This is a genomic window from Vibrio sp. 1874, assembly GCF_033344395.1.
Taxonomy (GTDB): Bacteria; Pseudomonadota; Gammaproteobacteria; order Enterobacterales; family Vibrionaceae; genus Vibrio; species Vibrio alginolyticus.
In genome coordinates, this window is sequence record NZ_JAWPOR010000173.1 from 1 (window position 1) to 1,066 (window position 1,066).

1 protein-coding gene is annotated in these 1,066 nt (G+C 46.6%); it reads left to right on the forward strand.

Annotated elements, in window-relative coordinates; translation table 11 throughout:
- Positions 1 to 1,066 (forward strand): pyridoxal-dependent aspartate 1-decarboxylase PanP (panP, locus tag R8N46_RS25410; protein ID WP_318189802.1); only part of this gene is annotated, 1,066 nt, incomplete at both ends.

Genomic DNA, 1,066 nt, shown 5'->3' on the forward strand with positions numbered 1-1,066 from the left:
TGTTACACCGCTTAATTTACGGTCAAAACGACAAGTTTTATCGTAAATGGATGCACAGCGCGAACCATTCACTTGGTGCGTTTTGCTCTGGTGGCACAATCGCGAACATTACGGCGCTTTGGGTTGCACGCAATAAAGCGTTGAAAGCAGATGGTGATTTCAAAGGGGTAGAAAAAGAAGGTCTATTCAAAGCCATGAAGTACTATGGCTACGAAGGCCTTGCAGTTCTGGTTTCTGAACGTGGTCACTATTCACTGAAAAAAGCAGCAGACGTACTTGGCTTAGGTCAAGAGGGTTTAGTCGCGGTGAAAACCGATGCAAACAACCGTATTGTTGTTGACGACCTAAAAGCAAAAATTGCCGAGCTTAAAGAACAAAACATCAAACCAATTGCGGTTATCGGTGTCGCTGGCACAACAGAAACGGGGAACGTCGATCCTCTGTCGCAGATCGCTCAAGTGTGCCAAGAGCACAATTGTCACTTCCATGTAGATGCCGCTTGGGGTGGTGCAACGTTGATGTCTAATCATTACCGTCACCTTCTCGAAGGTGTTGAACTGGCTGACTCAGTGACTATCGACGCGCACAAACAACTGTACATCCCTATGGGTGCAGGCATGGTGTTGTTCAAAGACCCAGACGCGATGAAATCCATTGAACACCATGCGCAATACATCTTACGTAAAGGTTCAAAAGATTTAGGTAGTCATACACTAGAAGGCTCTCGCTCAGGCATGGCCATGTTAGTGTATGCGGCGATGCACATTATTAGTCGCCCAGGCTACGAACTATTGATCGATCAAAGTATCGAGAAAGCGCGCTACTTTGCTGACCTCATCAAACAGCAAGATGACTTCGAACTCGTTTCTGAACCGGAGCTTTGCCTACTGACCTACCGCTATCTACCGCCATTGATTCGTGAAGCGCTAGATAAAGCGGAAGGTACTCAAAAGGAAAAACTAAACGAGCTCATCAACCAGCTCACGCAGTTTATCCAGAAGCGTCAACGTGAAACGGGCAAATCGTTTGTTTCTCGTACAAGACTGAACCCTGACCAATGGCAAAG